Here is a 24,721-nt window from a genome sequence, read left to right on the forward strand (position 1 = left end):
GCTGGGGCCGATGCCGCCTTCAGCACTGTCGATGTTGTGCCGTCGGATGTGCTCGCCGCGATCGAGGAGCAGGCGCGGCAGACCCCTGACGCGCCGGCCGTGATCGACTCGATGGGCACGTTCTCCTACGCCGAGCTTCTGACCGCGGTGGTGCCGCTGGCTGGGTCGCTGCACGCGAGTGGGGTCCAGGCCGGGGACCTCGTGGGGTTGTGCATGCCTCGGGGTCGGGAGGCGGTCGCGGCGATGCTTGCGGTGCTGCGGGTAGGGGCCGGTTACTTGCCGCTCGACCCGGGCTATCCCGCGGCGCGGCTGACGATGATGGTCGAGGAGGCTGGGCCTCGGGTGGTGCTGGTTCCGGGTGACCGGGCGGACGGGTTCGCCCGCTCTCTGCCCCCGGGGACGTCGGTGCTCGCGGTCGATGCGGCTGCAGCCGCTGCTGCCGGGCCGGACACGACCGTCGTGCCAGAGGACCCGGCGTACGTCATCTTCACCTCGGGCTCCACGGGACGGCCCAAGGGCGTGGTCGTACCGCGCCGTGCCCTGACGCATTTCTGCCGGGCGGCCAACGAACGCTACGAGTTCTCTCCCGCCGACCGTGTGCTGCAGTTCGCTTCGCTCAGCTTCGACGCCAGTGTGGAGGAGATCTTCCCCCCGCTCCTGGGGGGTGCCACGGTCGTCGTCCGGGACGACGACATGATCAGCCGTCCCGATATCTTCCTGGACCGCTGTGCCGGCCTCGGCATCACCGTCCTCGATCTGCCGACCGCGTACTGGCACGATCTCGTCGGGGCGCTCGAGCGCGGCGAGACGGCCCTCCCGGCAACGGTGCGCATGGTGATCATCGGCGGTGAGGCGGTCCACGCGGAGGCGGTCGCCCGCTGGCAGAAGCAGGTCGGCACGCGCGTGCGGCTGCTCAACACCTACGGCCCCACCGAGACGTCGGTCGTGGCGACCGCCGTCGACCTGACCACGTGGGCGGGCGACGGCCCCGTGCCGATCGGCACCCCGCTGCCGGGTGTCACCGTACGGGTCGTGGCCGAAGACGGTACGACCGCTGTGCCCGGCGAGCCGGGCGAGCTGCGCATCGGTGGCGCAGGGGTGGCCACCGGCTACCTCGGGAGGCCGGATCTGACCGTGGACCGGTTCCGTGACGGTCCGGACGGGTGCCGGGAGTACCTGTCCGGCGACCGGGTGCGGCAACTGCCGGACGGCGGCCTGGAGTACCTGGGTCGGCTCGACCAGCAGGTGAAGATCCGCGGTTTCCGGGTGGAACCGGGCGAGGTCGAGAGCGCGTTGCGGCAGGTGCGCGGCGTCACCGACGCCGTCGTCCTCGTCGACGACGGCGCGGGCACGCCACGGCTCGCGGCCCATCTCGTGACCGCCGACGACGCGCCCGGAACCGACGCCGTCCGGCGTGAACTGGCTGCCCGGCTACCGCACTACCTTGTGCCGGCCGTGTTCTCCGTGCATGCCGCCTTCCCGCTGACGGCGCAGGGGAAGGTGGACCGCACCGCGCTGGCCGCTGCCCCTTCGGTGTCCCCGCCCGTGGCGGTCGACACCGAGGACTCCTCGCCCGAGGCCCTCGTGGCCGCCGTGTGGCGGGAGTTGCTGGGCGCCGGCGACATCCGCCACACCGACGACTTCTTCTCCCTCGGCGGGGACTCACTCTCCGCCATACGCATGATCAGTCGGCTGCGGTACTCCCACGGGGCCGACCTCACCCTCAGCGCGCTCTATGCGGCGCCGACCCTCGCTCACGTCGCCGATATCGTCCGTGCCGCCGACGGTGTGCCGCACCCGGCCCCTACTGCTGAGCGCGACGAGGACCGCCCGGCCGAGGAGCCGTCGACGCTCCCACTCACTGCGCTGCAGCGCGACTTCTGGATGGCCGAGCAGGTGAGCTCCGAACTGCCGGTGCACACCATCGGCATCCGCTACCGTTGGACGGCGCCCGTCCGCACCGAGCTGCTGCCCGGATGCCTCGCGGAGCTGGCCGCTCGCCACCCCGCCCTGGTTTCCCGCTTTCCCTATGTCGGCGACGAGCCCGTCATGACCGTCGGCACGTCCGCCACCATCCCGTTCGCCGAGATCGACCTGCGGGGCCTGGCACCGGAGGCGGCACGCGCGCGGGCGGCCGCGGAACGCCGCCGGATCGTGTCGGAGCGGATCGACCTCGAGCAGGGTCCCGTGGCGCGCGTGACGCTGGTGCGCACCCCCGACGGGGACGAACTCCTGCTGACAGTGCACCACTTGGTCTTCGACGGCTGGTCTGTAGGGGTACTTGGGGACGAGCTCGCTGACATATACGGCGACTTGAGCGCAGGTCGCCAGCCACGGCACGCCGACCCCGACCGGCTCACGCAGATCGCGCGGCGGCGGACGGCCGCGTTCGGCGATGCGGCGCTCACCGCGTACTGGCGCGAGCGCTTCGACGGCGCCGACCTGGACCTGGAGCTGCCCGCGGATCGGCCACGCCCGGCCGTGGCGAGCCACCGCGCGGGACGGGTCGCCCGCGGCCTGGATCCGGCGTCGCTCGCACTGCTGAACTCGTGCGCCAGGGAGCACCGGGTCAGCCTCTTCATGGTGGTCCTGGCGGGTGTGCAGGTCGTCCTCGCCAGGTACACCGGCCGCAGCGACGTGACCGTCCTGGCTCCGGTGGCGGGGCGGGAGGATCCGGCGCTGGACCGTGTCGTGGGCTCCGTCCTCAACATCCTTCCACTGCGCGGCGACCTGACGGGTAATCCGACCTTCGTCGAGCTGCTGGGCCGGGTGCGGGACGCGGTCCTGCGCGACCTGGAGCACCAAGGCCTGCCGCTTTCGCAGATCGCGGCATCGGTGCAACGGCCCGGCGGCGGCCGACTCGACCCGCTCAGCCGGGTGAGCGTCACCGTGCACAACACGGCGGCGCCGAGCGGCCGGCTGGTGGCGTATGCCGGCGACGAGGCACCCGCCGCCACCATGGCGGACCTCGCCATCGGCCTGGACTTCCCCGCCGATGGGCCGCTCCTGACCGTCGACTACGCGGCCGAACTCTTCGACGCCGAACGTGTCGAGGCCCTCGTGGACCAACTGCTGACCCTGCTGCAGGCCGCGGCCGCGGAACCCGGCACCGAGCTGGGCCGGCTACCGCTGCTCACCGAGGCGGAACGCCACACCATCCTGCACACCTGGAACGACAGCGCCGCCGAGATCCCCCCGGCACTCAGCCTGCAGGAAGTGTTCGAGGGCTGCGTCGCGCGGCGGCCGGACGCACCAGCCCTGACCTCGGGCCCGCAGACCGTCAGCTACGACTGGCTCAACCGCAGGGCGAACCGCGTCGCCCACCTGTTGCGCGAGCGCGGCGTGCGCCCCGGAGAGCGGGTGGCGATCTGCCTGGACCGCGGGATCGACCTGTTCGCAGCGATGTGGGGTGTCCTCAAGGCGGGCGGCGCCTATGTGCCGCTGGACCCGGCGTACCCGCGTGAGCGGCTACGTTACATGCTCGAGGACAGCCGTCCGGTAGCGCTGGTCACCCGGCTCGGCCTCGCGGGCGCCCCGGAGGCGCCCAGGGACACGGCGGTCCTCGCGCTCGACCGTGACGCCGCACTGGTCGACGCTGCGGCGGACACCGACCCGGTGCCCGTCGGGGCGCCGGACGACCCGGCCTACGTCATTTACACCTCCGGCTCCACCGGCCGCCCCAAAGGCGTGGTGGTGACCCACCGGAACCTGGTGCACGCAGCGGCCATGTGGCAGCGCGCCTACGACCTCGACCCGGACTGGACGTACCAGCAGGCAGCCAGCTTCTCCTTCGACATGTTCGTGGGCGAAACACTGCGCGCACACTGCACCGGCGGCCGGCTGGTCGTCGTCCCCCGCGAGACGTTGCTGGACCCGGCGGAGCTGTACGCGCTCATGCGCGACGAACGGGTCCAATGCACTGAACTAGTCCCGGCCGTGCTGCGGGTGTTGCTGGCCCACGCCGAACAGACCGGGGAACGCCTGGACTTCGTGCGGCTGCTCATCGGAGGCGGCGAGAAGTGGCAGGTGCGCGAGTACCAGCGGGCACAGCGCCTCGTTGGCCCCGGGAACCGGGTCGTCAACGCGTACGGCGTCACTGAGGTCACCGTCGACAACGTGTACTTTGACGGCGACGTCGACGACCTGCCTGCCGAGGCGCCGCTGCCTATCGGCCGCCCGTTCCCCAACAACCGGGTGTACGTGCTGGACGCACACGGGGCACCCGTGCCGCCCGGCGTGGTCGGCGAGCTCCACCTAGGCGGCGCCGGAGTGTCACCGGGCTACCACGAACGGCCGGAACTGACCGAGGAGAGGTTCGTCCTCGACCCGTACGCCCCGGATGACACGGGCGGCACGGCACGCATGTACCGGACCGGGGACAGCGCCCGCTACCGCCACGACGGCACCGTGGACTTTCTGGGCCGCTTGGACGACCAGGTCAAGGTGAACGGCTACCGAGTGGAGCTCGGTGAGGTCGAGGCCGCGCTCGGCGCGCTGCCCGAGACGGCGGCGTCCGCGGCCGCCGTGCACACCCTGCCCTCCGGCGCCGCCCAGCTCGTCGGCTACCTCGTGGCGGCACCGGACGCCGGGCTCGCTGAGGCGGCGGTCCGCGAGGCGCTGGCGACCGCGCTTCCCACGCACATGGTGCCCGCACGGGTGGTGTTTCTGCAGCGGCTGCCGCTCACCCCGAACGGCAAGCTCGACCGGCGCGCCCTGCCGACCCCGCCCGACGCCGCCGATGCCCCGGCGCGCACCGCGCCCCGGAACGCAGCCGAGCGACGCATCGCCGCGATCTGGGCGAGGACGCTGGGCGTGGAGGCGTCGGCGATCGGTATCGACGACAGCTTCTTCTCCCTTGGCGGCGACTCCTTCGCGGCGCTGCGGATCGTCCGGCAGATCGACCCGGGCCTGGCCCTGGTGGAGCTGTACCGCACCCCGACGGTGCGCGCGCTCGCCGCGCTACTCGCGGACCGCGCGGAGCGCGGAGAGGAGCGGGCGCCGCTGCTGCACCGGCTCACCCGGCAGGAGGCAGATCCGGGCGCGGGCGGCGTCACGGTCGTGGCGGTGCCCTTCTCCGGCGGCAGCGCCGTCGCGTACCAGCCGCTGGCCGAGCAACTGCCGCCACAATGGGGGCTGTACGCGGTCGAGCTGCCGGGCCACGACATGAGCAGGCCGGCCGATCCGCTGGTGCCGGGCGCCGAGGTGGCGTCCCGAGTGGTGGCGGAACTCGGCGCGGTGGAGGGGCCCGTCTTGCTCTACGGGCACTGCCTGGGCACAGCCGTCACGCTGGAGGTGGCACGCCAGGCGGAGGCCGCCGGTATCGATGTGGTGGGCGTCGGCCTTGGCGCCAGTTTCCCCACGGCGCGGCTCCCCGGGCGTTTCTTCGACTGGCTGCACCGGCTGCTGCCCACCGACTGGCTTACCTCCGACCGGGAGTACCTGTCCTACCTGCGGGCACGGGGCGGCTTCACCGACCTGGACGACCCCGAGCAGGAGCAGTTCGTACTGCGCAACGTGCGGCACGACGCGCGAGACGCTGAGGAGTACTACACCAGTATCTACCAGGACGCCCCGGCGTCCAGGTTGCGCGCCCCGGTCCTTAGCGTGGTGGGCTCCCGGGACCGGGTCACCGAGCTGTACCAGGAACGCCACCACGAGTGGGAGCACTTCGCGAACGACGTCTCCCTGGCGGTGCTGCCGAAGGCAGGCCACTTCTTCGTCAAAACGCACGCCGAGCCGCTGGCCCGAACGTTGGTGGAGCACGCCGAACGGTGGCAGGAGCCACCGGGGCCGGCGGACGGCCCGCCCGTGGACGAGGGCCGGCCGACCGGACTGGGTGCCGCGGACGAGGGCCATCGCACGGATCCGCCGCACAGGCGGCCGGCGCCGGGACGAAGGGCACCAGACCGAGCCTGTCCCGATTCGCCATCGTGGCACTTGGCCAGTTCCTGTCGATGATCGGCAGCAGTCTCAGCACACTCGTCCTGAGCATCTGGGTCTACCAACGCACCGGCTCGATCGCCGACTTCGCCGTCGTGAACGCGGTCGGCATGCTCCCCGGCATCCTCGCCGGACCGGTGGCCGGCGCGGTGGCAGACCGCTGGAACCGCCGCATGATCATGCTGACCAGCGACGCTGCGGCGGGCCTGGCCATGGGCCTGCTCGGCCTGCTGATTTTCGACCGGGGCCTGCAAATGTGGCAGGTCTATCTGGCCGTATCCGTCACCTCCGTCGCGGGGGCCTTCCAGCGGCCCGCTTATCTGGCCGCGGTGGCCCAGCTGGTCCCCAAGCGGTACCTCGGGCACGCCAACGGGATCAGCCAACTCGGTGTGGGCGTGGGCACGGTGTTCGCGCCCATGATGGGAGCCGGGCTCATCGGGGTGATCGGAGTTTCCGGTGTTGTCATGATCGACGTAGGCAGCTTCGTGGCGGGTGTCGCAACGCTCCTCGTGGTCCGCTTCCCCGACACCCTCTTCCGGCGGCGAGACGAGTCGTTCGGCAGGGAGATCACCGGCGGCTGGCGCTACATCGCCCGCCGGCCCGGACTCCAGGCGGCGCTGCGCTTCTTCGTCATCGACCACGCCTTCTACACCCTGGGCTTCGCGGTCATCACCCCGATGCTGCTCATCGAACAGTCCCCGCTGATGCTGGGCACGGCACTCGGCGCAGCCGGCCTCGGCGGCCTGTGCGGCAGCCTGGTGATGGGCCTGTGGGGCGGCACCAGCCGCAGGGCCCACGGCATGATCATCTCAATGGCGGTGGCCAGCCTGGCGATGGCCATGGTCGGCTTCGCCAGCCCGCCTCTGATCGTGTCCGGGATGTTCCTGCTGGCCTTCGGCGAGTCCCTGGCCGACGGCCACTGGATCGCCCTCGTGCAGACCAAGGTCGGCCTCGAACTCCAGGGCCGGGTACTGGCCATCTTCATGACGCTGATGATGCTGACCATGCCGCTCGGCTACCTGGTCGTCGGCCCGCTGGCCGAGCACTACGTGAAGCCGCTGCTGGAGCCCGGCGGTGCCCTTGCGGACACTGCCGGCGTGTTGCTCGGTACCGGCCCGGGACGTGGTCTCGCGCTGCTCGTTGTCGTCAGCGGACTGCTGCAACTGGGTTGGGCGGTCCGCGGCTGGGTCGACCCCCGCCTGCGGCTGCTGGAGGACGACCTGGCCGACGCTCTGCCCCCGGCGGAGATCGGCGACCTCGACGACCTCCAGGACCACGCCGACGCACAGCTCGTAACCACCCGCGCCTGACACCCCATACGCCGGCGCCTGCCCCGCACAACTGTTCCGGGCACCGGACGCACCTTCCTCCACCACCCCCGAAGGAACCTTCATGCCCACCCCCGCACCGCCGTCCGCCCAAGCGCCCTCCGACGCCTTCGGTACCCCCCTCATTGACGTCTCAGCCCTGGTGCCCGGCGCTCGAGTCCTGGTCAAGGACGAGACCCGCTACGCCTCGGGGAGTCACAAGGAACCCGCCGCCCGCGCCGTCGTGGCCCGAGCCGTGGCAGACGGCCACCGGCACGTCACCATCGCCACCTGCGGCAACTACGGGCGGGCCATGGCCACGGCCTGTCAGGCCGCCGGCGTGGAGTGCACGGTGGTCCTCCCCGCCGGCTGGAGTGACGGCGGCGAGGCGATGCGCGCCGCCGGAGCACACGTCCACCTCGTGGACGGGTCGTACGAGGACGCCGTCGACGAGTCCCGACGACTCGCCGCCATCGGTGACTGCGTCGACGGAAACGTAGACGGCCCCTACGTCGAGGCTGTGTTGGAGGGCCACGGTGTGGTCGTGTCCGCGCTGCGGGCCGCACTGCCTGAACCCCCCGCAGCGCTCTGGCTGCCTGTCGGCAACGGCACCACCGCAATAGCCGTGCGGCGGCAACTGGAGCTGCTCGGCTGGGACACGGTGATCAACGGTGTCGGCTCGGCCGGAAACAACCCGATGGTGACCTACTGGCCGGGCCCGTACCGCCCCCTGCCCCCGGAGTCCGTCACCACCACCGACCACAACCAGCCGCTGGTCAACTGGCATGCGCTGCAGGGCGACGAGGCGATGGCCGCGATCGCGGCCACCGGCGGCACCGCCCTCGGCGTGGACGACCAGGAGCTCTGTGACGCGCGCGACATGCTGGCCGCACACGGTGCCTTCCCCACCGCCGCGGGCGCCGTGGCCATGGCCGGCCTGCTCCGGACCGCCTGCTTTGAGGGTCTGGCACCCGGTCTCCACGTGGTGGTGCTCAGTGGCCGTTGAGCGGCTTAGCCCCGTGCCGGACGATGCCTCGCCCGCCGGCCCGGGCACACTCTTCACCCGGCTCAAGGTGACACCTGCTGACGAGCTGGTCTTCGTCGCCAAACTCGCCCTACTGGCCGTCCTGACCTCCGGCGGGGTGATTCTCGCCCTGCAACAGAATCTCTGGGCGGCCGCCCTCGGCATCGTTGTGTTGGCGGCCATGTTTACCCACGCCGTGGAACTCCAGCACCAGTGCCTGCACCACTCCGCGTTCCGGCGCGCACTGCCCCACCGGCTGATCGGCGTTCCTCTGGGCATACCGCTTTTCGTCGTCTACAGCCACTACCGGGTGCGCCACCTCCAACACCACCGCTTCCTCGGCACGCCGAAGGACACGGAGTTCTTCGGCTTCGACACCCGGGGACCGCTCACACCCCGGGCCCTGCTGCGCGGGCTGCTCGACTATCCGCGGCTGGGCGCGGTGGCCAAGGACGTCTTACGCGCGGCCACGGGACGCTGGTCGTACGAGTTCGGGCACGTCGCGCCAGCGATGCGGCGGCGGATAGTGACCGAACACGTCCTGCTGGGCGCCGCCGTGGCGGGCCTGGCCGGCCTGGCGCTCCTCGGCCACGGTGAGTACGTGCTGCGGCTGTGGGCACTTCCCCTGCTGCTCGCCGTCCCCCTGCACTTCCTCGTGGAGTTGCCGGAGCACCTACTGTGCGACACGGAAACGACGGATGTTCTGCGCAACACCCGCTCCATTCGCGGCAGTTGGCTGAGCACCTGGTTCACCAACGGTAACAACCTGCACATCGAGCACCACGCCGCCATGACGGTGCCGATCAACCGCCTCGGCGAGCGGCACGCGGAGACAAGGTCCTTCGCCGTGCACGTCGAGCGCAGCTACGCGGGCTTCTACCGGGTCCTCTGGCAGGCGCTCAGGAGTCGGCCGACAGAGCCGTAGAGAGCGCCGTACTAGGGAACGGCCGTTCCCGCGGCCACGGCCCGGCCCGTTGGGCCCGCGGGGCGGCCTCGGAGGAAGATTCATCCCCGCCTTTGGCGCCGTTCCGTATGGATCGACCATCCCCCTTCTTCGTCGCCGCTCGAGAGGGGGCGGCAGCAGCGGAGCCACCCGCCCCACAGATCGTCAGAAACAAGATCAACACGCACCGGAGACAGCCTGCCGACCAAGAACGTCGAGAGCAACGCCCGCGGCTCTGAAACGATCAGTTGGGCAACGCCGCCATCATGGCGTGATGCACGCCACACCGCTTCCGTGTCACATTCTCCATTTCCCCAACGGTCCTAAACCGACTGTCGGTTGGACGGCCGGCTCTTCACAGGAAGAGGGAAACCATGCGCAGGAGACATCAGCGGGCACTGCGGGCGCTGGCCGTGAGCGCGGGGGCGTTGGGCCTCGTGGCGGCGATGGCACAGCCCTCGAGCGCCTCCGGTTCCGTCTACCGCGTCAAAAATTCCTATACAGGCATGTGTATGGGCGTGGGCAGCGAGACAGGCAACGGTGCGCCGGTGATCCAGTGGCCGTGCACCGGCGCCAAGGACGAGCAATGGGCCTTCACGGCCACGGACGACGGATACGGCCGCACGGCCTACCAAATCAAGAACCAGTACTCCGGCAAGTGCATCGGAGTCGGCTCCAGCAGCTCCTACGGCGCGCGGCTGATCCAGTACACGTGCACCTCGGCCAACGACGAGAAGTGGTACGGCGACCCCAAGACCAACGGCTTCCTGGAGAACGTGTTCTCCGGTTATTTCGCCGAGCCGTCGAGCAGTGCCCAGGGCACCGACGTGATCGAGCGTTATTACGTCTCGGGCGACAGCGCACAGTGGTGGTACGGCGTGTAGTCGTAGCGGTTTGTGCAGTCGGCCGGTCCGGAGCCCGGGCCGGCCGGTCCGGAACTGAGCTCGGCCGACGCCGGAAGCGGCCCATCGGTGATGAATCGCTTCCGAGCGTTCCCCTCGAGGCTGCTATGTCGTGTCAAGCCGCTTGAGCAAGCTCTTCCAGGGTCGGCTGGTTCCCTCGTTCGAGGATCTTGAAGATCTGGCGGCAGACGTTCCGCTTGAGGCATCGCTGCGCGTCGCGAGGGCTCTTGCCCTCGCCGGTGCGGCGGGCGACGTAGGTCTTCGAGCGCACCGAAGATCGACCACATGTTCGTCGCCCGGCACGACCTGCGCAGCGTCGGGCGGGTGCGCAGCTTCGTCCGAGACTTCGTCTCCGGAGGGCGGCTGGCGGAGCTGGCGGACGACCTGGAGATCATGGCCTCGGAGATCGCCACCAACGCGCTCATCCACGCCGACAGCGAGGTGGAGGTCTGGGTCCGGGAGTACTGCGACCGGATTCACCTCGAGGTCCGGGACGTGGACGCGACACCCCCGGTGCCCACCTCGGTCGTGGATGACGACGAGGCCAACGCTACCGCCGAGCACGGACGTGGACTGACCATCGTCGATGCCCTCTGCCAGAACTGGGGAACCTCGCCCAACGGCCGGGGCAAGACGGTCTGGCTGGACATCGGCACGCCACAACAGGGTTTGTGGCACAGCTGCAGGACGGACGGCGACGGTCGGCACAGCTCCACCCCACCGAACGGCGTCACTGCCCTACCGAAGCGACCTCCCAACAGAAACCGAAAGATATGGTCCCGTCCGGACAGTAGGACTTCTTCACTCGCGACAGGCCCGGCGCGATCGCAGGCGTCGACCTCGCCAGTCGACTCCTCGGTTCGGACCACGGGCGGATCCTGATCAAGTAGACGCACACGAGATGGTTGCGCTGCGCTGGCGACAAGCGACCGAGCGCTGGGGTGTCGGTCGGGTCCGGGTGCAGGCCGTTGACGCGGATCCGCTGAGCTGCCTGCTCCGCGTTCCAGACCCGGGCGAAGGCCACGAACGCGGTCTTGCCGGCGGCATGCAGCGAGAATCCGGGCATGGCCTTCTCGGCGGTAGGCGTCAGGGCTGCGGCGGGGCAGGTCCGCTTAGCCGGAGAACGCCATGATCACGCGTCTCTGATCTCCGTATCCAGGCGCCAGGCGCCAGGCGCCAGGCGCGCGCGCGTCACCGTCCGCAGCTCCGCCCCCGCCGGTGCGGTCTTGCCTGCATCGTCGACGGCCGCCCCGTCCGCGTCCTGCTCACCGCCACCCCGCTCGCCCGCGATGTCCTCGGTGCGGAACTCCAGGGCTGCTACTTGTGACCGTGACGGCCGGGATCACCCGTATACGCGCCCCCGGCCGTTGCGTTATCGGGTCCGGCAGGTGCGCGCCTTGGCGAGAGCGCCGACCGCTCCCACCACTACCGTGTATCCCACGGTCCCTATCAGCAGGTCATTGCCCATGCTGTAGTGCGTCAGGCTCACACAGAGCACGCGCAAACTGCCCACGACACTGGCACTCGGCTGATCGGCACGTAGACGGGCCCACCGACGCGGACACCGTCCACGAGATTCGCATGTCAAAGGTGTAGGCCGCGCCATGAGCCCGGAGTCGAACGCCGATCAATGGGGGGCCGCCTTCTCAGCCAGACACCTTGCGGTTAAGCGCGCCGAGGCAATCTGTACAGGGAGGTCCGACTGTCGTGCCCCGGCTGAGCGGCAGGGCCATGGAGGGCCCCGGCGGCGTGGCCGTGCTAGCGTGGGGCGTTTGCAGCGTCGCTGTGTCGGTGGCCGGTTCGCGGTTCCTGGCTGGTGGCTGCGTCCTTGCCGCGCCTTCCTCGGTACGGTCCCTTCGGAGGAAGGCTTTCTGTGAGCGAATCAGCACGTGCCCATGCCCGGCAGCGGGAGGAGGTGTCCGAGGTGTCGGGTGCCGCCGCGGCTCCGCCCTTGGCGGCGTCCTTCGCGGAGCTGGGGTTGCCGACCGAGATCCTGCGGGTGCTCGACGAGCGCGGTGTGACGGTGCCTTTCCCCATCCAGGCGGCGGCACTGCCCAACGCGCTCGCGGGACGGGACGTCCTGGGCCGCGGTCGCACGGGATCCGGCAAGACGCTCGCCTTCGGCCTGGGGGTGCTCGCCCGGACGGCCGGGCGCCGCGCGCAGCCCAAGGAGCCGCTGGCGCTCGTTCTGGTGCCCACCAGGGAGCTGGCGCAGCAAGTCGGTGAGGCGCTCACCCCGTACGCAGAGGCGCTGCGGCTGCGGCTCGCGACCGTGGTGGGCGGGGTGTCCATCGGACGGCAGGCCGCCGTGCTGCGGGACGGTGCCGAAATCGTTGTCGCCACACCCGGCCGATTGCACGACCTCATCGACCGCAAGGAATGCCGCCTGGGACGGGTGCGCATAACGGTCCTGGACGAAGCCGATCAGATGTGTGACATGGGGTTCCTGCCTCAGGTCACCGAAGCCCTGGACCAGGTGCGTCCCGACGGGCAGCGGATGTTGTTCTCCGCTACTCTCGACCGCGACGTCGACCTGCTCGTGCAGGACTACTTGCGCGACCCCGCCGTCCACTCCGTGGACCCCTCGTCCAGCGCGGTCTCCGCGATCGAGCACCACGTCTTCGTCGTGCACGGCCCGGACCGGTATGCCGTGACCACGGAGATCGCCGCCCGGGACGGCCGCGTCCTGCTGTTCCTGGACACCAAGCACGGTGTCGATCAGCTCACGCGGTATCTGCGGGCCAGCGGTGTGGCCGCCGCCGCCCTGCACAGCGGGAAGTCCCAGCCACAGCGCACCCGGACCCTGGCCCAGTTCAAGAACGGACAGGTCACGGCCCTGGTCGCGACGAACGTTGCCGCACGCGGCCTCCACGTCGACGATCTCGATCTCGTGGTCAACGTCGACCCGGCCACCGACCCGAAAGACTATCTGCACCGCGCGGGCCGCACGGCCCGGGGCGGCCGCTCCGGCACGGTCGTGACACTTGTCCTGTCAGGACAGCGCCGCGAGACGAGCCAGGTCATGGCGGACGCCAAGGTCGCCCCCAAGGTCACCAAAGTGCGGTCCGGCGAGGCGGAGCTCAGCCGGATCACCGGCGCCAAGGCCCCCTCCGGAATGCCTCTCGACGGCGGGCCGGCCGTACCACGCCCCAAGAACCACAACGCCCCGTTCCGCGGCCTGGGCAGTACCAAGGACGCGAAAGGCGGCTCGGGTGGACGGCCGTCCCGCAGGAGCACCGAGGCCCGTACGCTCGCGGAGGCCCGCGAGGCGGCCCGGGTGCGGCGCGGCAGCTGAGCTTCCCGGACTGCCGGGCGGTGCCTTCGTCCCCGCTGTTGGACGGACACGCGGGACCGGAGATCGGTCGGGGTGCACCGGACGGCGTGATGCACGGGTGATCGTGAACACGGGCCGGCGTGCGGGCGATGGAGAACTGCGCGGACCTGCGTTCACCAACGCACAGGCCGCCCCGATGCTCTCAGCGCAGTTGTTCGTGCGACCGAACTGATCGACGAGCCCTGATGCCACCCCTTTCGCCTCTGTTCCCAGGTAGTTCCTCCGCCCCTCAGAGCAACTCCATGTGTCCTCCTTGGTCGTTGCCGCGGAAGTCCAGGCTCCACTTCTTCCAGCCCGGCAACGCTCAGTTGCGGACGCCCGCCACGGTCCTACTGGATGAGGTCGGACACCGACCTGACTGCCAGGCGGATGAAGGACGAGGGGATCGGGGTATGACGCAGGGGTTCGTCCGCGCGAGAGGCGACACGAAAGGTGTGTGACTCGCCTGGAAGGAGAGTGACCATGGAGGTGTCGACCATCAGGGTTTGCGGGGGAACGCCGAGGGGGGTGGCGAGGCGATCGGGGAAGACGCAGATGTCGCGTGTGACTGTCCGGGCCGTCACCGTCAGGTGAAGGACGCCGTCGGCGAAGGTATCGGTCACCTCGAGGACGGACCGCGGGGCCGTCAAGGTGCGGTCGGGGCGGTAGGCCCATGTCGTGCGTACGCCGTCCGCGTCCACGACAAGCAGCTCGGCGTGCGGGTCCGTCGGAGAGGCCACCGCCCGGTCCAGGGGAAGCGTAACTATGGCGCCGGCCGCGCAGGACACTTCGAGACGGGTACGGGCCAACTCGCGGCCGTCGAAGCCGATTCGTAGGACATCGACCTTTGGGGCCCATTCTGTGGCTGTGTCGTTGACCAGCGTGAATGCCAATCCCTTTCTGCCTGTCGGGTTGTGCGTCGGACCCGGGGCGACGGGTTGCACGGTGGCCAGGCGCGGCGCGAAGGAATGGCGCAGAGCGTGCCAGAGCGGTTTCTCGATGCCAGCGACGTCAATCGCGGACCAACTTATGGCCGGCCAGCAGTCGTTGAGTTGCCAGACGATTGCCCCTCCGCAGCGCTCCCGCGAGCGCAGCCATTCCACCCCGGCTGCGACGGCGCGTGCTTGCACGAGTTGGGTGGCGAAGTGCCAGTCTGCGCCTTCCGCGGGTGTGGGTATGTGCGGCTGGAGGCCGCGGGTGAGCTTGTGCATTCCGTCGATGGCTCGCAGGTGGTGCCGGGTCAGTGGGGAGGCGGGACCGGGGGTCTCGCCGCCGAGTACCCGTTCCAGAGTGGTCCAGGCTGCGGGCCCGCACCAGCCCATCTCGGCGACGAACGAGGGGTCGTGGTCTCGGTAGTGGGCGTAGTCCGTCTCGTTCCAGGGGTCCCAGAGGTGGGTGGGGCCGTGAGTGTCGGTTGCCGGGTCGGTGTGGAGGGCGCCGGACCATGGGGTATTGGGCAGGTACGGGCGGGTCGGGTCGAGACGGGCCAGTACGTCGGGCAGTATGTCGAGGTAGTAGCGCGTGCCCCATCCGCGCTCGCCGATCTGGTCGCCCCATCCCCAGTGGTGCCGGCCCAGTACTGTCTCGTTGCCGCCGCACCACACCACCAGGCTGGGGTGCGGCGACATGCGGGTGACTGCCTGCTCGGCCTCGGCAGTGACCAGTGCCGCGGTGGTGTCGTCCTCGCAGTAGGCGGCGCAGGCGAAGAGGAAGTCATGCCAGACCAGGACGCCCCGGTCGTCGCAGGCGTCCAGGAACTCCTCGGTGGCGAAGTGGCCACCTCCCCAGACCCGCAGCAGGTTGGCATTGCCGGCGACGGCCTGGTCGATGCGTTCAATGACGCGTTTTGGGGTGGCGCGGCTGGCCAGGGTGTCGTCTGGAATCCAGTTGTAGCCGCGGATGCGTACCGTACGGCCGTTGACCACCAAGGTCCAGCGGGTGCCCACCGCGTCGGGGGATTCGTCGACGGCGACCGAGCGCACACCAACGCGTACTGCGGCCTCGTCCAGCGGTGCGCCGTCCAATTCGAGGCGGGCGCACAGCAGGTAGCGGGGCTGGGAGCCCAGGCCCACAGGCCACCACAGTTCGGGATCAGCGAGGGTGAACGTCACCGTGACCTCCTTCCCGGCGATCTCACCGGCGGCGTGTCCGGCCGCTCGCCGATCTGGGCCGGCCAGTTCGACCAGGACGCGGGAGCCGACTGGCGCGTCGACCCTGACGTGCACGGTGACCTCCGCACTGCGGTGGTCGTCGGCAAGCCGGACGAGCGGACGGATGTGGTCGATCCTGCCGACGTACGTCTCCAGTCTGATGCCGCGCCAGATGCCGGCGGTGACATAGTGCGGCCCCCAGTCCCAGCCGAAGTTGGCCGCCGCTTTGCGGATGTGCGGGTACGGCTCGTCGTACGGGGAAGGCAGCGGTCCGTGGTCGCGCTCGTGTGCGAGGGCTGCGTCCCAGGCGGAAGCGAAACGCACCTCGATCGTGTTGTTGCCGGGCACCAGCGCCTGGTCGACCGGCCACCGGTAGGCGAGGTGCTGGTCGCGTGCGGAGCCGACGTGGTGCCCGTTGACATACACCTCGGCAATGGTGTCCAGACCGTCTGCCAGCAGGTCGGTGCGGGTGCCGGGGATCGGCTTCCATTGGAAGGAACGGCGGTACGACCACTGGGAGCGGCCCACCCAGTCCTGTTCCAGCTCGCCGAGTCCCACGTCGGGGTCGGCCAGATGGCCGACGTTGAGCAGCGCGGTGTGCACCTCGCCGGGCACCTGAGCGGGCAACGTGGCGCCGCGGACCGTGGCCGGTGTGGCGTCCGGCCCGTCCAGCCAGCGGAGTTCCCACTCGCCGCCGAGGTCGTGGCGGGACGCCGACGGTGTCGCGGCAGCGGTGGAGGTGGCATCAGTAGGGGTAGTTGTGCTGAGTTCAGAGCCGAGCGTCATCCTTTGACTGCTCCTGCGGTGAGAGCTTCCTGCATACGGCGGCTGGAGAGCGAGTAGGCGAGATACACCGGCAGAAGGGTCAGCACGGTGCCGGCGGTGAGCACGCCGAAGTCGGTTGCGTCGGAGACCAGGGTGGGCAGCGCCACCTGCGCGGTGCGGACGTCAGGCGCGGTGCCGGTGATGGTGAGGGAGAAGAGGTATTCGTTCCAGAAGGTGAGCAACTGGAGGATCGTGACGCTCACGACGCCCGGCATGGCGATGGGAAGGAACACGTTGACCAGGAGCCGCCAGTTGCCGGCGCCGTCCAGTGCGGCCGACTCCACCAGGGCCGGTGGAACGGTCTTCATGAACTGGGTGAGCAGCAGTACCGACAGTGGCAGGGCGCTGGCCGGCAGCAGAAGCATCTGGAACTCGCGCGTGTAGAACAGGTGCATCTTGATCGCGAGGATCACGGTGGGGATCAGCGCTGCGAACGGCGGGATCAGGAAGCCCACGGAAAAGGCCCCAGTGACCAGGTGTGAGAGCCGGTTGTCCAGTCGGGCCAGCGCGAAGGACGCGGGCAGCGCGAGGCCGAGCGTGAGGACGATTGCGACGGCGGAGACCAACACCGAGTTCCACAGTGCCCGGCCCAGGTCAGCGGTCTGCCAGGCGGTGCCGAAGTTGCCCCAGAGCCAGTGCTGGGGCAGCGCGAAAGGGTGATTGAAGATCTCGATGTTGGTCTTGAGGGCGCTCACCACGAGGTAGTAGAGCGGCGCGGCGAGCAGCAGCGCGTACAGCCACGACAGCGGGGTGGCGACTCGTGCGGCGCCGCGTCGCCACGAGTGGCGCACGGTACGGGTGCGGGCGGGCGAGGGGGTGTGCGCGGTCATCGGATCTTCTCCAGGGGGCTGCGCATCAGCACGCGGATCAGCAGCATCCCGGCGATACCGATCAGCAGCAGGACGACGCCGACGACCTGGCTGTAGCCGAGGTCGCTCTGCGAGAAGGCCTTCTCGTACACCAGGTACGACAGGGTGGTGGACGAGGTGCCGGGGCCGCCCTTGGTGAGCAGCAGGATCAGCGCGGCGGAGGTGAACAGGGTCCACAGGAACTGGAGCATGGTGAGCGTGCGGACGTAGTCCTTGACCATGGGGAAGACGATTTGCCACATGATTCGGAGGCGTCCGGCGCCGTCGATCCTGGCCGCCTCGATGACCTCGCCGGGGACGCCGGCCAGTCGGGCGGCGAACAGTACCGCGGTCCAGCCGACGCCGCGCCACAGGTCGATGGCGATCAGGCTGGGCAGGGCGGTCCCGGGGTCGGCGAGCCAGGAGTGCGCGAGCGAGTCCAGGCCAAGGGTGTTGAGCAGGCCGTTGACACCGCCGTTCGGCGAGAGCACCCCGTAGAAGATCATGCCGGTGATAGAGATCGAGATCAGTCCCGGCGAGAAGTACAGCACGGACAGCACACGGTAGCCGCGCGGTTTGGTGCTCAGGTGATAGCCGAGCATGAAGGCCAGCGGGATCATCACTGGGATGACGACGGCGACCTGCACGGTGCTGTTGCGCAGCGCGTCGTGGAAGACGGGGTCGCCGAAAACGTGCCGGATGTTGGCGGTGCCGACGTAACTGGGTTCGTAGATGAGGCCCTTCCAGCGCAAGGTCGCGATGACAAACATCGCCACCAGCGGCCCTACCGAGAAGACGGCGAACCATACCAGGGACGGGACCGTCAGCCACAGAAGACGGGGAGTGTTCAGGCCGCCGCGGCGCCGTCGGCGACTGGCGGGCGGCGGTGCGGCCGTGGGTGCGGCGAGGGTGCCGCCCAGGATGCTGGTCGAAGACATGAACGGTTTCTTTCGGCCGGGGCTGAATGGGGCTGCACGCGAAGGCGGTGGGCGGGCCAAGGGGGAGGGCCGAGGGGGCCGCAGTGGTCCGGCGGTCCGGGGGGCGAGCTGTGCGTTCGACGGGTGTCAGCCCTTGGTGGCGTTGTCGAGCCCCTGGCAGATCTTGTCGGGCGAGGACGTGCCGTACGCCCCGGTCAGGACCTGGATGATCGGGTCGGACGCGGAGCCGATCCACACGTCGGGCACCACTGCGTAGTCCACCGAGGTGTCGAGCTTCAGGGACTGTGAGAGCAGCGGGTCGGTGGCATAGGCGGAGAAGTCGCTGTTGGTGGGCGGCAGAATGCTTGCGTCCTTCACGAAGTCGCCGATGGTGGCGTCCTGGTAGAAGGAGGTGATGAACTTGCGCACGTTGTCGATACGGTCCTTCGACGCGCCGCGCTTGGTGATCATGAAGCCGACGCCGGTGAAGCCCTGGAAGGCGGTGGGCTTCTTGAACGTCGCCCCGGACGGGACGGGCAGACCGGCGAGGGCGGTGTGTGTCTCTATGCCGGTCTTGGAGCCCTTGGCGTCGGTGTACGCCCAGGAACCGGCGGACATGATGGCGGCCTTGCCTGAGTAGAAGGCGGCGTACATCGCATCGGCGTTCAGGCCCGCGGAGTTGTCTGCGAAGACCCCGGCGTTGCGCAGCTGAGTGAAGAGCTTGATGCCCTTCATCACCGAGGGGGTGGCGCAGTAGCCGCCGCTCTTCATGACCTTTTCCATGGTCGAGGCGTCGGTGTAGGACTCGGCGATCTGGTAGAAGAGCTTTTGGCCGGTCCAGTCGTTGCCGCCCACGGTGAGGGGCTGGACGCCGTTCGCACGCAGCTTCTTGGCGGCATCGATCAGTTCGTCGGTGGTGGTCGGGATCGTGTCGACGCCAGCCCTCTTGAGCAGGTCGGTGTTGTACCAAACCGGCCAGCTGAAACCGGAGAAAGGCAGGCCCTGGAGGCGGCCGTCGGGCTTTCCGCCGACCCGCCAGTCCTCGAGCGCGGCGGGCTTGAGCTTGTCGGCCAGGCCCCACTCTTTGATGTAGCCGTCGACCGGGACGGTGACGCCGGCGTCCAGCCAGCCGAGCGTCTTGTCGTAGAGGTTGACGATCACCACGTCGGGGGACTTGCCGGCCGCGACGGCGTTCTCCACCTGGTCGTCGATGGTCTCCAGACCGTCGGTGGCGTTGACCTTGACGCCGGTCCTCTTGGTGAAGGCTTTGAAGACCCGGGCCTGCGCCGCTGCCGCGGTGTTGCCGGCCGACCACCGTGTCACGACGTCGATGGAGTTGCTGGCACCGATGTCGTCCGCTTGGTCGCCGCTGGTGCCGCAGCCGCCCAGGCCGAGGGCGAGGGCGCTGACGACGGACACGGCCATGACGCGCACGGCCCAGGGCCTGGTGCGGTGGTCCATATCGCTTCCCTTGTTTGGAGACGGCTGGAACGCGACACAGCGTCCAGGAGGGGCGACTGGAAGTCAATAAGAAAGATTAATAATCTATGTAATCCGTGAGCAGCCTCGAGACCAGCCTCAGAGGCTGCCGCGGACCACCAGGCGGGCAGGTGGTGCGACGACCGTGGCGGCGGGAGCGCCGGCCAGAGCGCAGGCGAGGGTATGTCCGGCCAGTTCTCCCAGGTCCTGCACGTCGTGGCTGACAGCGCTGAGAGGCGGAACCGCCAACTGGCACAGGGCCGAGTCGTCCCAGGCCACCAGCGACAGGTCGCTGGGCACGAGGAGCCCGAGTCGGCCCGCCTCGTGCAGGGCACCGAGCGCCATCACGTCGTTGTCGAAGACCACCGCGGTGGGCCGGTCGACGAGTCCGGCCAGCGCGGACAGCGCCCGTACCCCCGCGGCCTCCGAGTAGTCCCCTTCGAAGGTCGTGATACGGGCCCCGTATGACGCGGCCGCGGTCTGGAACGTCCGGCGCCGGATGATCGTGTGCGCCATCTGCGCAGGTCCGGCGACATGTCCGAGGTGGGTGTGTCCGGCGGCCACCAGTTCGGCCACCACGTTCTGCATGGCCACGTCGTCCTGGGTCCACACCGCGGGAAGACCGCCGGCGGTCGCCGGGTCGCCGATGACCACCGTGGGTATGCCCAACTCCTTGACCAGCACCACCCGCTCGTCACCGGGGAGCAGGTCGATGAGAATCACTCCCTGCACCTGGCTGTGCTGCGCCCAGGCCCGCATACGCTCGCCGGCCTGTGCCACCGTGGCGACGACCTGGAGCAGCACCGGCACCCCGAGTGGCACCAGAACCCGTTCCATGCCGGCGATGAATTCGTGGAAGAACGGCTCGGCGCCCAGTACCTCGGCGTCCCGCACCAGGGCGAGCCCGACCGGGATACCGCGCTGTGGGCCGGCCTCGGCGCTGGTTGCGGGCGCGGGCATGGGAGCCTCCCGGTGGTGGGTCTCGTCTAATCTCGTCCGTAACGTAGTCGTGCGACAGCGTACGGCGAAGCAGGAGGTGGACGCGGGTGGCCCGTCGGGAGTCTACGGCTGCGGGACCCGGCAGCCGCGCGCTCGTCGTCGACCTCATCAGATCGTCGGGGCCGATCAGCCGGGTGGAACTGGTCAAGGCGACCGGGCTGACGCAACCGACGATCTCCAACATCGTGCGGCGCCTGATCGACGACGGGGTCGTGCGCGAGACCGGTGACACGGTCGCGACCGGTGGCAAACCGCGCACCATGCTGATCATCAACTCCCGCGCAGCGTACGGTGTGGGCATCCACGTCGGAGCCGACGCGCTGACCTGTGTGGTGACCGACACCCGCGGCGGCACGGTGGGTCGCGTGCTGGTCGCGGGACCGGGTGCGATCCCGGACGGGTCCGCGGGCGCGGGGAGTTCGAGGTCCGATGACGGTACCCACGACATGGTGGACCGACTCGCTGTGCTCTACCGGGACGTAACGGAGGGGCTGGGCCTGGAGTCACAGAGCGTCGCCGGGCTTGCCGTGGTCGGACCCGGCCCGGTGGATGTGGCACGCGGCGGCTTCCTCGCACCGCCGGGTCTGCCGTTTTGGGTGGGCCGGGACCTCACCGACGCACTGGCTGCCCGGCTGGGCGTTCCGGTGTTGGTCGACAGCGACGCGGCGGCCGCCACCGTCGGCGAGTTCTGGGGACGACAGGTCTCCCGGGAGCGCACATTCGGGTGCCTGTACATGAACTCCGGTATCGGCTCAGGCCTTGTGCTCGACGGCTCACTGCACCGCGGCGCCAGCTCCAACGCGGGAAAGATCGGACATGTTGCGGTGATCCGCGACGGGGAGCCGTGCCCGTGCGGCAACCGCGGCTGCCTGGAGATGTATGCGGCGCCGCGCGTGATGGTCGATCGTGCGCGTGCGGTGCCGGGGCTCGCGGAGCGGCTGCGGATCCATCCGACAGATCCGGACGGGCGGGCCTTCGATGTGCTGGCTCAGGCCGCGATCTACGGCGACGACGCTGCCCGGGCGCTGCTCGACGAGTCGGCGGTACTGCTCGCCGAGGGCGCGGTGGCGCTGGTCAACCTGTGGGACCTGGACACATTGGTGCTCGCCGGGCCGGGTTTCGCGGTCGCCGGTTCGATCTACGTCAGCGAGATCCGGAGGCGACTCGCCGAGCGGGCCTATACCCGCGATGTACACGGCGTGCGAGTGCATCTGTCGAGTAATCCGCGAGACGCGGCGGCGATCGGCGGAGCCGCCCTCGTGCTCCAGGGGTCGGTCGCTCCGGGGCACGGCCCTCAACTGGCCTCCCGCGCCTGACCCGAGGTCAACCTCCGGGGTACCAGCCCCCACTTTCGTCGGATGTATTGATGCGACGTCGGCTCGCCGGTACGGTGCTCGACCGCTGGACCATCGCGAGCCGTGGCGACGAACGACGCCCCTTTATTTCATAGATTAATTATCTAACTTCTCGTGTCGCCGCCTCTCCCCCCTCGTAGGAGCCGCTTATGAGACGCACCATGAATCATCGTCAGAGTCCGGGATGCGCCGGGAGACACCACAGCACACACCTGGCGACCGCGGTGCGGGCACTGTGGGCCGCGGCAGCCGCCATCGCACTCGCCGTGCTCACCCTGCCGGCGGCGGCGCCGGCGCACGCGGCCGACAGCCCCCGCGTCATCCACGTCGCCAAGAACGGCAACAACAACAATCCCGGTACGCAGGCCGCCCCGTATCTGACCATCAACCACGCCGCCCAGGTGGCGCAGCCCGGTGACATCGTGATGGTGCACGCCGGGGTCTATCGCGAGACGGTCAAGCCCGCACGCGGCGGCACCGACGAGACGCACCGGATCACGTACACGAACGCCGGCGACGGCGAGGTCACCGTGAAGGGTTCCGAGGAGGTCAACTCCTGGGCGCGCATCAGCGGCAATGTCTGGAGCGTCACCCTGCCCAACACCTATTTCGGCGACTTCAACCCGTATGCCACCGGGCAGCCGCAGGGCGGTGGCGGAGGCACGTTCCCCGGCTACACCGCCGGCGACGTCTACCTCGACGAGACTGCGTACTACGAGAGATCGTCGCTGAGCAGTGTGCAGAACGCGCCCGGAACCTGGTACTCCGAGGCCGGCTCCGGCGGTACCACTATCTGGGCCAACTTCAACGGCGCCGACCCCAATGCACGCCTGGCCGAGATCAACGTACGCCGGCAGGTCTTCGCCCCCGACGTCTGGGGCCTGGGTTACATCACCGTAAACGGCTTCACGATCAAGCAGGCGGCCAACACCTACTCGGACTTCCCGGACAGTCCGACGCGGCGGCAGGCCGGCGCGATCAGCGTCTACGGCGGCCTGAAGTGGGTCATCGAGAACAACATCGTGATCAATGCCCGCACCATAGGCATCGACATCGGCCTCAGCAACGACGAATGGGCCGGCAACCGACCGGGTGCGACGCGTACGGACTTCCACAACACCAGCGCATACGGCTCGCACATCGTCCGCAACAACTACATCGCCAAATGCGGGCAGTCAGGTATCGCAGGCGTCTTCTCGTGGCATTCGCAGATCCTCTACAACATGATCGAGGATACCAACTACCGCAACGAGTTCAGCGGTGCGGAAACGGCTCCGATCAAGGTCCACTACATGAACGAGGGCCTGATCAAGGGCAACTACATCAAGAACTCCAAGGGCGGGAACTCCGCGGGCATCTGGACCGACTGGGGCGACCAGAACGTCCGCATCACCGGCAACATCGTGATGAACAGCCCATGGGGCTATTACGCCGAGGCGGTCTTCGGGCCGATTCTCGTCGACAACAACGTTTTCATCGGCAACAGCGACATCCGCACGCTGGACGCGACCGGTGTCGTCTTCGCCAACAACCTCTTCATCAACAACGGGAACATCCACAACGACGGCAGCGGCCGGGACGCTTACTACTTCCAGCCCGGCACCATGAACCAGACAACGGCGCTTACCTCACCGCAGAAGTTCTTCTGGTACAACAACATCGTCCAGGGCTCGGTACTACCCGACAACGCGACGGACAAGACGCAGGTCAAGGAGGGCAATGCGACCGGCGCTCTGTCCAACGTCCAGTACACGGCGACCAACACACAGATGAAGCTCAGCTTCGACCTGGACGCTTCCGGCATCCACGGAAACACCCCGGTCACCCGGTCCCGCGTCGGCACCATCCCACGCGCCGACCAGAGCATCGCCGCGGACGTGACGAACGACTTCTTCGGCCGGGCGGTCGCCACCACCGACACCATGGCCGGCCCCTTCGCCGCCGCACACGGCGGCAGCAACTCTTTCACACTGTGGCCACCGGCCGGCCAGACCGTCCCGACCCCACCGGCCCCGCCTGCCGGCACCCCGGTGAACCTGTCGCTGGGCACCAACGCCCGGGCTGTCGCCTCCTACCAGGACGGCGACCACCCGGCCTCCAGTGCCATCGACGGCAACGGTTCCTCGCGTTGGTCCAGCGATCACAGCAACGACCCGAGCGCTTGGATCCAGGTCGACCTCGGCGCCCAGTACGCGGTCTCCACTGCGGTGCTCAACTGGGAGGCCGCGTTCGGCAAGGCCTACAGGATCCAGGTCTCCGACGACTCCACACACTGGACCGACGCCTACTCCACGACCACCGGACAGGGTGGCACGGAGACAGTGAGCGTCAACAAGAACGCACGTTACGTGCGAATGCAGGGCGTCACGCCCGCCACCCAGTACGGATACTCCCTCTGGGAGTTCGAGATCTACGGCACCGTCATCGGAGGCTCGGGCGCCGACGGGGTGACCGTCTACGGCGACGCCGGATACGGCGGCCCGTCGGCGACGTTCGGCGCCGGAAGCTACGACCTGCCCGCACTTCAGGCCAAGGGCATCGCCAACGACAGCATCTCCTCGCTCCGCGTCCCCGCCGGCTACACCGTGACCGGCTACGCCGACGCGGGCTTCTCCGGTACCGCCTGGACCTACAGCAGCGACACCACCGACCTCACGGCCGGCGGCAGCAACGACATGATCTCGTCCCTGCGCGTCACCTCCGGCAGCTGAGGAGCGAG

General features: G+C 69.2%; 15 protein-coding genes and 1 pseudogene. 9 read left to right on the forward strand and 7 right to left on the reverse strand.

What is annotated here, in order from left to right:
- The first annotated feature begins 36 nt into the window (after positions 1-36).
- The 5 genes from ACSHXN_RS42860 to ACSHXN_RS42880 all read left to right on the forward strand — a co-directional run bounded on the left by ACSHXN_RS42860 (position 37) and on the right by ACSHXN_RS42880 (position 10,098).
- Positions 37-5,958, forward strand: coding sequence for an amino acid adenylation domain-containing protein (locus tag ACSHXN_RS42860; RefSeq protein ID WP_438306352.1), 5,922 nt, complete (start codon positions 37-39; stop codon positions 5,956-5,958).
- Positions 5,931-7,250, forward strand: a complete 1,320-nt coding sequence (locus tag ACSHXN_RS42865; RefSeq protein ID WP_438306353.1) for an MFS transporter — start codon at positions 5,931-5,933, stop codon at positions 7,248-7,250. Before ACSHXN_RS42860 ends, ACSHXN_RS42865 begins: the two co-directional genes overlap by 28 nt.
- 82 nt (positions 7,251-7,332) lie before the next feature.
- Positions 7,333-8,253: a pyridoxal-phosphate dependent enzyme gene (locus ACSHXN_RS42870; protein WP_356114619.1), complete on the forward strand. Its 921-nt coding sequence runs from the start codon at positions 7,333-7,335 to the stop codon at positions 8,251-8,253.
- A gap of 13 nt (positions 8,254-8,266) precedes the next feature.
- Complete coding sequence (locus ACSHXN_RS42875; protein ID WP_438306354.1) at positions 8,267-9,196, forward strand: fatty acid desaturase family protein; 930 nt, start codon at positions 8,267-8,269, stop codon at positions 9,194-9,196.
- A gap of 392 nt (positions 9,197-9,588) precedes the next feature.
- Positions 9,589-10,098 carry an RICIN domain-containing protein gene (locus ACSHXN_RS42880; protein ID WP_438306355.1) on the forward strand — a complete coding sequence of 170 codons (510 nt, stop codon included), beginning with the start codon at positions 9,589-9,591 and terminating at the stop codon, positions 10,096-10,098.
- A 133-nt stretch (positions 10,099-10,231) separates the two neighbouring features.
- Here the strand turns inward: ACSHXN_RS42880 and ACSHXN_RS42885 are convergent, their stop codons facing one another.
- Complete coding sequence (locus ACSHXN_RS42885) at positions 10,232-10,387, reverse strand: hypothetical protein (protein WP_438306356.1); 156 nt, start codon at positions 10,385-10,387, stop codon at positions 10,232-10,234.
- 14 nt (positions 10,388-10,401) lie between these two features.
- Between ACSHXN_RS42885 and ACSHXN_RS42890 the strand changes: the two genes are divergently transcribed.
- Positions 10,402-10,998, forward strand: coding sequence for an ATP-binding protein (locus tag ACSHXN_RS42890; protein ID WP_438306357.1), 597 nt, complete (start codon positions 10,402-10,404; stop codon positions 10,996-10,998).
- A gap of 49 nt (positions 10,999-11,047) precedes the next feature.
- Here ACSHXN_RS42890 and ACSHXN_RS42895 read toward each other — a convergent pair.
- A pseudogene (locus tag ACSHXN_RS42895) lies at positions 11,048-11,182 on the reverse strand (short-chain dehydrogenase); the annotation flags it as partial.
- An 807-nt stretch (positions 11,183-11,989) separates the two neighbouring features.
- Here ACSHXN_RS42895 and ACSHXN_RS42900 point away from each other — a divergent pair.
- On the forward strand, positions 11,990-13,411 hold the full coding sequence (locus tag ACSHXN_RS42900; protein ID WP_438306358.1) for a DEAD/DEAH box helicase: 1,422 nt from the start codon (positions 11,990-11,992) through the stop codon (positions 13,409-13,411).
- Positions 13,412-13,779: 368 nt separating this feature from the next.
- Here the strand turns inward: ACSHXN_RS42900 and ACSHXN_RS42905 are convergent, their stop codons facing one another.
- The 5 genes from ACSHXN_RS42905 to ACSHXN_RS42925 form a co-directional block, all read right to left on the reverse strand.
- Positions 13,780-16,365 (reverse strand): glycoside hydrolase family 2 protein, encoded by a 2,586-nt coding sequence (locus ACSHXN_RS42905; RefSeq protein ID WP_438306359.1) that lies wholly within the window; start codon positions 16,363-16,365, stop codon positions 13,780-13,782.
- A complete protein-coding gene (locus tag ACSHXN_RS42910; RefSeq protein WP_355141460.1) occupies positions 16,362-17,234 on the reverse strand; it encodes a carbohydrate ABC transporter permease in 873 nt (290 codons plus the stop codon). Before ACSHXN_RS42910 ends, ACSHXN_RS42905 begins: the two co-directional genes overlap by 4 nt.
- The gene (locus ACSHXN_RS42915) at positions 17,231-18,190 is read right to left on the reverse strand and encodes a carbohydrate ABC transporter permease (RefSeq protein WP_355141458.1); all 960 of its coding nucleotides are present in this window, start codon (positions 18,188-18,190) and stop codon (positions 17,231-17,233) included. Before ACSHXN_RS42915 ends, ACSHXN_RS42910 begins: the two co-directional genes overlap by 4 nt.
- 126 nt (positions 18,191-18,316) lie before the next feature.
- Entirely contained in the window at positions 18,317-19,630 is a 1,314-nt protein-coding gene (locus ACSHXN_RS42920) for an ABC transporter substrate-binding protein (protein ID WP_438306360.1), read from the reverse strand.
- A gap of 117 nt (positions 19,631-19,747) precedes the next feature.
- Positions 19,748-20,608, reverse strand: a complete 861-nt coding sequence (locus ACSHXN_RS42925; protein ID WP_438306361.1) for a LacI family DNA-binding transcriptional regulator — start codon at positions 20,606-20,608, stop codon at positions 19,748-19,750.
- Between the two features lie 86 nt (positions 20,609-20,694).
- Here ACSHXN_RS42925 and ACSHXN_RS42930 point away from each other — a divergent pair, with 86 nt between their 5' ends.
- Together ACSHXN_RS42930 and ACSHXN_RS42935 are read left to right on the forward strand one after the other, a co-directional pair.
- Positions 20,695-21,963 carry an ROK family transcriptional regulator gene (locus ACSHXN_RS42930; protein WP_355141452.1) on the forward strand — a complete coding sequence of 423 codons (1,269 nt, stop codon included), beginning with the start codon at positions 20,695-20,697 and terminating at the stop codon, positions 21,961-21,963.
- Between the two features lie 200 nt (positions 21,964-22,163).
- Positions 22,164-24,713 (forward strand): discoidin domain-containing protein, encoded by a 2,550-nt coding sequence (locus tag ACSHXN_RS42935; RefSeq protein WP_438306362.1) that lies wholly within the window; start codon positions 22,164-22,166, stop codon positions 24,711-24,713.
- Positions 24,714-24,721 lie beyond the last annotated feature (8 nt).

The sequence above is a fragment of the Streptomyces sp. HUAS TT11 genome, assembly GCF_051553595.1.
GTDB lineage: Bacteria > Actinomycetota > Actinomycetes > Streptomycetales > Streptomycetaceae > Streptomyces.

Coding starts and splice junctions, on each gene's coding strand:
- ACSHXN_RS42925 (WP_438306361.1), bottom strand. CDS start 20,608: ATGCCCGCGCCCGCAACCAGCGCCGAGGCCGGCCCACAGCGCGGTATC.
- ACSHXN_RS42915 (WP_355141458.1), bottom strand. CDS start 18,190: ATGTCTTCGACCAGCATCCTGGGCGGCACCCTCGCCGCACCCACGGCC.
- ACSHXN_RS42935 (WP_438306362.1), top strand. CDS start 22,164: ATGAATCATCGTCAGAGTCCGGGATGCGCCGGGAGACACCACAGCACA.
- ACSHXN_RS42920 (WP_438306360.1), bottom strand. CDS start 19,630: ATGGACCACCGCACCAGGCCCTGGGCCGTGCGCGTCATGGCCGTGTCC.
- ACSHXN_RS42905 (WP_438306359.1), bottom strand. CDS start 16,365: ATGACGCTCGGCTCTGAACTCAGCACAACTACCCCTACTGATGCCACC.
- ACSHXN_RS42890 (WP_438306357.1), top strand. CDS start 10,402: ATGTTCGTCGCCCGGCACGACCTGCGCAGCGTCGGGCGGGTGCGCAGC.
- ACSHXN_RS42910 (WP_355141460.1), bottom strand. CDS start 17,234: ATGACCGCGCACACCCCCTCGCCCGCCCGCACCCGTACCGTGCGCCAC.
- ACSHXN_RS42870 (WP_356114619.1), top strand. CDS start 7,333: ATGCCCACCCCCGCACCGCCGTCCGCCCAAGCGCCCTCCGACGCCTTC.
- ACSHXN_RS42880 (WP_438306355.1), top strand. CDS start 9,589: ATGCGCAGGAGACATCAGCGGGCACTGCGGGCGCTGGCCGTGAGCGCG.